At 76.1% G+C, this 8,614-nt stretch carries 8 protein-coding genes and 1 riboswitch; of the genes, 4 read left to right on the plus strand and 4 right to left on the minus strand.

All coding sequences use genetic code 11. From position 1 onward, the window contains the following. Nucleotides 1–121 precede the first annotated feature (121 nt). Nucleotides 122–1,189: a transglycosylase family protein gene (locus tag ACFV0G_RS28740; RefSeq protein ID WP_380554217.1), complete on the minus strand. Its 1,068-nt coding sequence runs from the start codon at nucleotides 1,187–1,189 to the stop codon at nucleotides 122–124. 1 nt (nucleotide 1,190) lies between these two features. Then, nucleotides 1,191–1,341: riboswitch (cyclic di-AMP (ydaO/yuaA leader) on the minus strand. A gap of 739 nt (nucleotides 1,342–2,080) precedes the next feature. On the opposite strand from ACFV0G_RS28740, the gene ACFV0G_RS28745 reads away from it, so the two are divergent. Further along, the gene (locus ACFV0G_RS28745) at nucleotides 2,081–2,767 is read left to right on the plus strand and encodes a DUF2306 domain-containing protein (RefSeq protein ID WP_380554220.1); all 687 of its coding nucleotides are present in this window, start codon (nucleotides 2,081–2,083) and stop codon (nucleotides 2,765–2,767) included. Here ACFV0G_RS28745 and ACFV0G_RS28750 read toward each other — a convergent pair. Continuing rightward, nucleotides 2,680–4,191: a glutamate synthase subunit beta gene (locus ACFV0G_RS28750; protein WP_380554223.1), complete on the minus strand. Its 1,512-nt coding sequence runs from the start codon at nucleotides 4,189–4,191 to the stop codon at nucleotides 2,680–2,682. The genes ACFV0G_RS28745 and ACFV0G_RS28750 overlap by 88 nt on opposite strands. Nucleotides 4,192–4,443: 252 nt before the next feature. Between ACFV0G_RS28750 and ACFV0G_RS28755 the strand changes: the two genes are divergently transcribed. From ACFV0G_RS28755 to ACFV0G_RS28765, 3 genes are all read left to right on the plus strand, one after another. Next, a complete protein-coding gene (locus tag ACFV0G_RS28755) occupies nucleotides 4,444–6,246 on the plus strand; it encodes an MFS transporter (RefSeq protein WP_380554226.1) in 1,803 nt (600 codons plus the stop codon). After that, nucleotides 6,243–6,737 (plus strand): MarR family winged helix-turn-helix transcriptional regulator, encoded by a 495-nt coding sequence (locus tag ACFV0G_RS28760; RefSeq protein ID WP_380554229.1) that lies wholly within the window; start codon nucleotides 6,243–6,245, stop codon nucleotides 6,735–6,737. The genes ACFV0G_RS28755 and ACFV0G_RS28760 overlap by 4 nt, the downstream gene beginning before the upstream one ends. 219 nt (nucleotides 6,738–6,956) lie before the next feature. Then, nucleotides 6,957–7,607, plus strand: a complete 651-nt coding sequence (locus tag ACFV0G_RS28765) for a beta-glucanase (protein ID WP_380554232.1) — start codon at nucleotides 6,957–6,959, stop codon at nucleotides 7,605–7,607. Nucleotides 7,608–7,649: 42 nt separating this feature from the next. Here ACFV0G_RS28765 and ACFV0G_RS28770 read toward each other — a convergent pair whose 3' ends face one another. Continuing rightward, nucleotides 7,650–8,159 (minus strand): methylated-DNA--[protein]-cysteine S-methyltransferase, encoded by a 510-nt coding sequence (locus tag ACFV0G_RS28770; RefSeq protein WP_380554235.1) that lies wholly within the window; start codon nucleotides 8,157–8,159, stop codon nucleotides 7,650–7,652. A 154-nt stretch (nucleotides 8,160–8,313) separates the two neighbouring features. Next, nucleotides 8,314–8,614, minus strand: a 301-nt coding sequence (locus tag ACFV0G_RS28775) for an ATP-binding protein (protein WP_380554238.1), incomplete at its 5' end; no start/stop codon positions are given.

The following is an 8,614-nucleotide window of genomic DNA, read 5'->3' on the forward strand; positions in this document are numbered from 1 at the left end:
CGCGCTCGGCCGCCCCGCCCCCCCCCGCCGCGCCGCGGCCCGCCCGCGCCCGCGGCCTCCCCCCCGCCCCCCGCCCCCCCCGCGGGGGGGGGGGGGGGCCCGCCGGTCGGGCGCGGGCCGGTCAGTGGATCTCGAGGACCTGTCCGGGGTGGATCATGTCGGGGTCCTCGCCGACGGTGGACTGGTTCTGGTCGTAGAGGTGCTTCCAGCCGCCCAGCTTGTGGGTGTCGGAGATGCCGGACAGCGTGTCGCCCTCGGTGACGGTGTACGTGGTGGGCGCCGGGGTGGCGGCCGGGGCCGGCGTCCCGGTGGTGGCGGGCGCGGCGGGCGTGCCGAGGGTGCCCGGGTCGCCGGCCGGGGTGCCGGCCTGGCCGGTCGGGTCCGCGACTCCGGGGGTGCCGGGGGTGCCGGGGGCGGGCGGGGTGGCCGTGGCGGTGCCCGGGACGCCGGGGGCGGTGGTGGTGCCCGGCGCCGGGGTGGCGGGCGTGGTGGTCGGCGCGGTGGGCGTGCCGGTCGTCGAGGTCGGCGCCTGGCCGTCCTGGGTGGGCGTGCCGGTCGGCGCGGCCGACTGGCCGGTGCCGGTGGCCTGCTCGTACACCTGCTGGCTGGTGGTCCAGTACCAGCCGCCGTCGGCGGCCTGGTACCAGTACAGGCCGGAGGCGTCGCGGCCCTGCATGCCGGGGAAGACCGGGGCCGCGCTGCCGCGCTGGACGGGGGCGGCCGGGTCCGTGGTGGCCGGGGCGGCGGGCGCGGTGGTGGGCGCCGCCGGGGTGGTCGCCGCGGGCGTGGTGGGCTGGGTGGTGGCGCGGCCCTCGCCGGTCAGCCCGGCGGAGGTGGCGCAGGAGCCCCAGTTGGCGGCGCCGCGGTCCGCGAGGATCCGCTCGGCGACCGCGATCTGCTGGTCCCGGGTGGCGTGGTCGGGCTCGGCGGCGTAGGCGTCGCCGCCGTAGGCGACCCAGCTGTGCAGGTCGATCTGGAGCCCGCCGTAGGCACCGTTGCCGGTGTCCTTGGCCCAGTTCCCGGCGCTCGCGCACTGGGCGACCGCGTCCCACGTGGTGGGGGCGACGGCGTGCGCGCCGGTCGCGGTGAGCAGCGGAATGGCGATTCCCGCGCCTGCCACGCCGGCCGCGGCGACGGCCCGCTCGGTCTGGGTGGGGCGGCGGTGGCGGCCGGAGCCGATGAAACCCATCGAGTTCCCTCTCCGCACGCCTGCGAGGTGAGCTGTCGGGTTCGGACCGGGAGGTGGCCCGGCCGCGCGAGGGCGGCTTCACCCCTAGCCGTGGGGACGGCGTGGTACGTGTGGGTCCCCCGTCCCTGCCCAGGGTCTGGTCGGTGACCCGTGTGACGCGGTGGGCAGGGTTCGGCGTGCCGCATCTCGGGCGCCCGTGCTGGCGGGCTGCTACCGGAGATTAGAGGGATCGGTGCCTCAGTAACAAGCTGGCATCCCGACAATCACACAACCATCACGAGTGCACTCGCCGAACGCGCCGGCACGGGGAGCCCGCGCGCCGGTCCGGGGCGCTCCGCGCCCTGCTGTCGCAGGTGGCGGCGGGGGTGGAGCGACGCGTCCCGATTGCCGACCCGATTCACCTGTCGTGTCCGCGTCGTCCTTATCCCGGAAATAGGGCGGAATTCCGGTCGGAATTCCCGAGCGGGAATTCGTCCGGGTTGTGGCGGGGTGGTGGCCGGAATCGGGCCCACGACCTCCGGTGCCGCGGCCGCCAGCGGATGATCATCACACGAACCTCGACGCTCCGGTGACGGTTCGTGGGCCGACCCTGCGGCCGCGCCCGGGCACCGGCCGCGCACACCCCGCCCTTTCCGCAGGTCGCCCCGCGAGCCCTCGCGCGGCCCCGGCGGCCCCCGGCGGTCCGCCGCCGCCCCTCCGTCGCCCCGCCGACCGGCCACCGTCGTCCCTCCCGCCGTCGGCCCGCCCGCGGCGTTCGGCCGCGGGCCTCGTACTTTCGGCCGATCCGGTGCGGGACCGGCGCTCGTACCCTGATCCGGTGCGTGATCCCCGCCGCCCGCTCCGGCACGAGCCCCGCCCGTCCGATCCGCCGGGCTGCTCCTGCTGAGCGCCGTGCCGGTCGCCGCCGGGGCGGCCCGGATCTCCGAACTGGCGGCCGGCGGGCCGGGCGGGCCGCAGGACGCGCGCTTCTTCGCGGCCCCGCTGCCCGTCGTCGTGCACATCGTCGCGGCGAGCGTGTACGGCGTCCTGGGCGCCCTCCGGTTCGCGCCGGGCCTGCGGCGCCGCAGGCCCGGGTGGCACCGGGCCGCCGGCCGGGTCCTGGTGCCCTGCGGGCTGGCGGTCGCGCTCTCCGGTCTGTGGATGACCGTCTCCTATCCCGACGGCCCGGGCGACGGCCGGGTTCTGGCCGGCCTGCGGCTGGTGTTCGGCTCGGCCATGGCGGTCTCGCTCGTCCTCGGGACGACCGCGGTCCTGCGGCGCGACATCGTGCGGCACCGGGCCTGGATGGCCCGCGGCTACGCGATCGGCCTGGGCGCCGGCACGCAGGTGCTGACCCGGCTGCCCAGGATGCTGCTGGTCGGCCGTCCGGGGGTCGCGGTCCGGGCGGTGCTGATGGGGGCGGGCTGGGTGATCAACCTCGCGGTCGTCGAGTGGGCCCTGCGCCGCCGTCCAGCCGGGGGCCCGGCGCGGGCCCGGGGGAGGCGGGCGGGTCAGCCGGCCGGTGCCGGGTCCTCCGGGACGATCGGACGGCTGGCCGGGGTGATCGGGGCGGGCAGGTCGTCCCGGCCGGTGAGGTAACGGTGCACGGCGGCGGCGGCTGCCCGCCCCTCCGCGATCGCCCAGACGATCAGGGACTGGCCGCGGCCGGCGTCGCCCGCGACGAACACCCCGTCCGGGCCGGCCGCGAACCGGTCGTCCCGGGCGAGGTTGCCCTGCGCGTCGATCCGCAGCCCGAACTGCTGCACCAGCCCGGTGTCGGGCTCCGGTCCGAAGAAGCCCAGCGCCAGCAGCACCAGATCGGCGTCCAGCGCGTGCTCGGTGCCGGGCAGCGGGGCCCGGCTGCCCGGCGCGGCGTCGGCGATGCGGACGGCGGAGACCCGGCCGTCCGGGTCGCCGTCGAAGCGCACCGTGGTGGAGGCGTACGCACGGATGTCGCCGTCGGCGCCGTCGCGGGCCGGCCACTGCCGGCCGGCCTCCTCGTGCGAGGTGGTCTCGTGCCGGACCTTCGCGTGGACCGGCCACGGCTGGGCCTCCGGCCGGCCGTCCGGGGGGCGCGGGTTGATGTCCAGCTGCCGTACTCCGGAGGCGAATTGGCGCACCGCGGTGCCCACGCAGTCGGCCGCGGTGTCGCCGCCGCCGATCACCACGACGCGGTGGCCCCGCGCACTGACCGGGGACTCGGCGAGGTCGCCGGCCGCCACCCGGTTGGCCAGCGGCAGGTACTCCATCGCCTGGTGGATGCCGGTGAACTCCCGTCCCGGGACCGGGAGGTCCTTCCACGCCGTGGCGCCGACCGCGAGTACCACCGCGTCGTGCCGGCTCCGCAGCTCGGCGGCCGGGAGGTCCTCGCCGACCGTGACGCCGGTGCGGAACTCCGTCCCCTCGGCGCGGAGTTGGTCGATCCGGCGGTCCAGCCGGTGCTTCTCCAGCCGGAAGTCCGGGATGCCGTAGCGCAGCAGGCCGCCGATCCGGTCGGCCCGCTCGTACACCGTGACGGCGTGGCCCGCGCGGGTCAGCTGCTGGGCGGCGGCCAGCCCCGCGGGGCCGGAGCCGACGACGCCGACGCTCCGGCCGGTCGGCCGGTCGGGCGGGCAGGGCACCTCGTACCCCTGCTCCCAGGCGCGGTCGACGACGGCGAGTTCGACGTTGCGGATGGTGACCGGCTCGGCGATGATCCCGAGCACGCAGGCGCTCTCGCAGGGGGCGGGGCAGAGCCGGCCGGTGAACTCGGGGAAGTTGTCGGTGGCGTGCAGCCGGTCCGCGGCGTCCCGCCAGTCCTGGTCGGCGACCAGCCGGTTCCACTCCGGGACGAGGTTGCCGAGCGGGCAGGCCTGGTGGCAGAACGGGAGGCCGCAGTCCATGCAGCGGGCGGCCTGGCCCCCGATGATCGGCAGCAGCGCCCCCGGCTGGTAGACCTCCTGCCAGTCCCGGACCCGCGCCTCGGCGGCACGCCGGGCGCGGAGCTTCCGCGGCGTGTTCAGGAACGCCTTGGGGTCGGCCATCGTCGGCCTCCAGCGGTGCGGTAGGTCGCTGGACCTTCGGGGGATCGGCGGTGGCGCGTATGCGCACGGTGCCGTGTGGCCACCGTACGCCTGCCCGCTCCGCGGGGGAAGCCGTGGCGACGGCCGGGCCGGGGCCGCGCGGGTCGTGACCCGGCCGTCCGCCCGCGGGTCCGTCCGGACCCTGGCGAGGCGCCGTCGCGCGCAGTAATTTAGTTGATGTCAGCTAAGTATCTTCGAGGGGGAGGGACGGCGATGACTGCACCGGACGGAGGGCCCGCGCCCGCGGCGGCGCCCGGCGGGGCCCGCCGCGGTCTGATCGGGGCGGAGCACCCGCGCTACAAGTGGGTCGCGCTGTCCAACACCACGCTGGGCATGCTGATCGCCACCATCAACTCGTCGATCGTGCTGATCTCGCTGCCCGCGATCTTCAACGGCATCCACCTCGACCCGCTGCAGCCGGGCAACGTCAGCTACCTGCTGTGGATGCTGATGGGCTACATGCTGGTGACTGCGGTGCTGGTGGTCACCCTCGGGCGGATGGGCGACATCTGGGGCCGGGTGCGGATCTACAACGCCGGCTTCCTGATCTTCACGGTCACCTCGGTGGTCCTCTCGCTCGACCCGCTGCAGGGCGGCGGCGGGGCGATCTGGCTGATCGGCTGGCGCGTCGTCCAGGCGATCGGCGGCGCGATGCTGATGGCCAACTCCGCCGCGATCATCACGGACGCCTTCCCGGCCAGCCGGCGCGGCATGGCACTCGGCGTCAACATGGTGGCCGCGATCGCGGGTTCGTTCATCGGCCTGGTGCTGGGCGGGCTGCTCGCCGAGTGGAACTGGAGGTCGATCTTCTGGGTCAACGTGCCCATCGGCATCATCGGCACGGTCTGGGCCTACCGCTCGCTGCGCGAGACCGGCGTGCGCCGCCCCGGCCGGATCGACTGGTGGGGCAACATCACCTTCGCCGCCGGCCTGACCGCGCTGCTCGCGGCGATCACCTACGGCATCCAGCCCTACGGCGGCCGCACCATGGGCTGGACCAACCCCTGGGTCTTGGCCGGCCTGATCGGGGGCACCGCCGTGCTCGGCGTGTTCTGCCTGGTCGAGACGAAGGTGGCCGAACCGATGTTCCCGCTGCGGCTGTTCCGTGACCCGGTCTTCGCCGGCGGCAACCTGGCCACCCTGCTCGGCTCGGTCGCCCGTGGCGGCCTGCAGTTCATGCTCATCGTCTGGCTGCAGGGCATCTGGCTGCCGCTGCACGGCTACGACTACGCCGACACCCCGCTCTGGGCGGGCATCTACCTCGTCCCGCTGACCATCGGCTTCCTCGCCGCCGGGCCGGTCGCCGGACACCTCTCCGACCGGTTCGGCGCGCGGCTGTTCGCCGCGGGCGGCCTGGTGGTGATGGCCGCCTCGTTCGCCGGACTCCTCGCGCTGCCGACCGACTTCGGCTACCCGGCGTTCGCGCTGCTGGTCTTCCTGAACGGGCTCGGCGGCGGCCTGTTCGCCGCGCCGAACACCGCGCTGGTGATGTCCAGCGTCCCGGCCGCCGACCGCGGCGCGGCCTCCGGCATGCGCGCCACGTTCCAGAACGCCGGCATGGTGCTCTCCATCGGCGTCTTCTTCTCGCTGATGGTCGCCGGCCTGGCCGGCTCCCTCCCGCAGGCCCTGTCCGGCGGCCTCACCGCCCAGGGCGTGTCCGCCGCGGACGCCCACGCCGTCGCCCAACTGCCCCCGGTCGGCACGCTCTTCGCCGCCTTCCTCGGCTACAACCCGATCCGGGAGCTGCTCGGCCCGCAGGTCCTGTCCGGCCTGCCCGCGGGCAACGCGCAGACCCTCACCGGGCGCGAGTTCTTCCCGCACCTGATCTCCGGCCCGTTCCACGACGGCCTGATGGTGGTCTTCGGCCTCGCCATCGCGATGTCCCTGGTCGCGGCCGCCGCCTCGCTGCTGCGCGAGCGCACCGAGCGCCGCGGCGGCCGGCCCGCCGACGGGAACGGGACGGCCGGGGCCGCGGCGGCCGCCGGACGGGACGCCGCGGGCCGGGGCGCCGCATGACCGCCCCGCAGGGCAGCGGGCCTGCCGCCGGCCCGGGGGAGCAGGACGAGCCGGCCCGAGGCGTCCTGGACCCGGCCGGTGTCGTCCGGCTGCGCCTGGTGGTCGCCCGGCTGCACCGGCAGCTCGCCCAGGCGTCCGCGGGCCAGGACCTCACCTTCGCCCAGCAGTCTGCGCTGGCCCGGATCGAGCAGCACGGCCCGCTGCGCCTCGGCGAGTTGGCCGCCCTGGAACGTGTCGCGGCGCCCTCGATGACCCGGACCGTCGGCCCGCTGGTCGCCGCCGGCCTGGTCAGCCGCGTCCCCGACCCGAACGACGGCCGCTCCACCCTGGTGGAACTCGCCCCGGACGGCGCCGGCCTGCTCGCGACCATCCGCCAGGAGCGGTCCGAGCTGCTGGCGGGGCGGGTGGCCGCGCTCAGCCCCGGGGAGCAGGCGGTCCTCCGGGACGCCCTGCCCGTGCTGGAACACCTGCTGGTCGAGGGCGGTTCCTGAGTCCGCCCGCGGGGCCCTGCCCGCCCCCGGGATCCGGCCGGACGGGGCCGGCGTCCGGGCCGGTGCCGCCCTGCACGCCGGCACAGTGCCCACTCCCTGTCGGCGCCGCCCCCGCACCTCCCGGATCCGGAGGCTCCGGTTCGCATATGACGATCCGTAGCGGGTACATCACGGCAAGTGATTGGCGCGCAGGCGTCAACCGAGCACCGGGAGGCGGCGATGGCAACGGTCTTCAGCGCGGACTTCGGTTCGAGCCGGCAGTGGGTGGCGGGTCGCAGCAGCGCCTATCCGCGGATGGGCCCGACCAACCGCAGCGACCACAAACTCGACTACCTGAGCGGCGCCCACTGCCCCGACGGGGTGCTGGCCGCCACCCGCCGTCCCGGCAGCGACCTCTGGGACACCAACCTGCTGACCACCGAGGGCAGTCCGGACGCCTTCCAGGTCGTCACCGGCGACACCCTGACCGCCCGGGTCACCCTGCCCACCGCACTCGGCGCCTGGCCCGCCATCTGGACCTGGCGCGACGGCGGCAACGAGATCGACGTGTTCGAGTACCACCCCGACAACCCGGACCTGCTGGAGGTGTCCAACCACGTCCACGGCGGCTACCGCTACTGGCACGGCGGCGCCTCCGGCATAGCCCCCGGCGCCACCGTCGACCTGCGCACCGTGTTCGGCCGCCGCTCGGTCGACTGGTACGCCAACGGGGCGCCGGTCTACTCCGACCACCGCGGCGTCGGCGCCGGCTGGCACGCCTATCTGATCGTCAACCTCTCGGTCTCGGACGGCACCTACCACCCTCGGCCGCCCGCCGACGGGCCGGGCCGGCTCAGCTGGACGTGCCACGGCCTGCACGTGGACCGCTGAGCGCGGCGCGACGCCCGCCCGGCCGCGGAGGCGGCTGCGCGGCTATCCCTCCGCGCGCCCGGCCGCCTCGTGGCCGAGCAGGAACTCCTTGCGGTCCAGGCCGCCCGCGTACCCGGTGAGCGAGCCGTCCGCGCCGATCACCCGGTGGCACGGCCGCACCACCAGCAGTGGGTTGGCCCCGATCGCCGCACCCAGCGCGCGGACGGCCGCCCGGGGGATCCCCGCCCGCTCGGCCAGCTCCCCGTAGCTGGTGGTGGTCCCGTACGGGATCTCCTCCAGTGCCTGCCACACCCGGCGCTGGAAGTCGGTGCCCGCCGTGGTGCGCGGCAGGTCGAACGAGCGCGCCTCACCCGCGAAGTAGGCACGCAACTGGCGTACCGGCTCGGCGAGCGCCTGCTCGTCGCGCCGCCACTCCGGACGGACGGCGGGCGCCCGGCGCTGCCCGGTCATCGACACCGATGCCAGCGCGGTGCCGCCGTCGGCCGCCGCGGACTCCTCGCCGACCAGCAGCAGTTCGCCCACGGGGCTGTCGATGGTGGTGTACACGGTCACGGCCGGATCTCCCGTACTCGTCGTCCTGCGGTGTGCAGCTGGTCCAAGTGGTACGCCTCCCAGCCTGCGACACCGAGGCCGGTCCGTCCGGCGGGAATCGGACGTCGCATTCCCGCGGGCCGGCCCCCGGTCCGGGCCCGGGTCCGGGCCCGGGTCAGGCGCGGGCCAGGGGCAGGCGGGTCCGGAGCAGGGCGCCCGTCGGGGCGTCGGCCGCGGTAAGGGTGCCGCCGTGGTGGTGCGCGATGTCCCGGGCGATCGGCAGGCCGAGCCCGGCGCCGCCGTGGTCGCGGCTGCGGGCGTCGTCGAGCCGGGCGAACCGCTCGAAGACCCGTTCGCGGTCGGCGGCCGCGATGCCCGGCCCGTCGTCGTGCACCTCCAGCACCGCCTCGGCGGCGGCCGGGTCGGCGTGCAGCACCACCCGGAGGTACCGGGAGGCGTGCCGCTGGGGGTTGGCG

Origin of the sequence: Kitasatospora sp. NPDC059571 (genome assembly GCF_042735675.1) — a bacterium.
In the GTDB taxonomy this organism is placed as follows: Bacteria; Actinomycetota; Actinomycetes; order Streptomycetales; family Streptomycetaceae; genus Kitasatospora.

Excerpts from the sequence above, each read along its gene's own strand:
- ACFV0G_RS28740 (WP_380554217.1), bottom strand. The coding sequence starts at position 1,189 with ATGGGTTTCATCGGCTCCGGCCGCCACCGCCGCCCCACCCAGACCGAG.
- ACFV0G_RS28750 (WP_380554223.1), bottom strand. The coding sequence starts at position 4,191 with ATGGCCGACCCCAAGGCGTTCCTGAACACGCCGCGGAAGCTCCGCGCC.
- ACFV0G_RS28755 (WP_380554226.1), top strand. The coding sequence starts at position 4,444 with ATGACTGCACCGGACGGAGGGCCCGCGCCCGCGGCGGCGCCCGGCGGG.
- ACFV0G_RS28760 (WP_380554229.1), top strand. The coding sequence starts at position 6,243 with ATGACCGCCCCGCAGGGCAGCGGGCCTGCCGCCGGCCCGGGGGAGCAG.
- ACFV0G_RS28765 (WP_380554232.1), top strand. The coding sequence starts at position 6,957 with ATGGCAACGGTCTTCAGCGCGGACTTCGGTTCGAGCCGGCAGTGGGTG.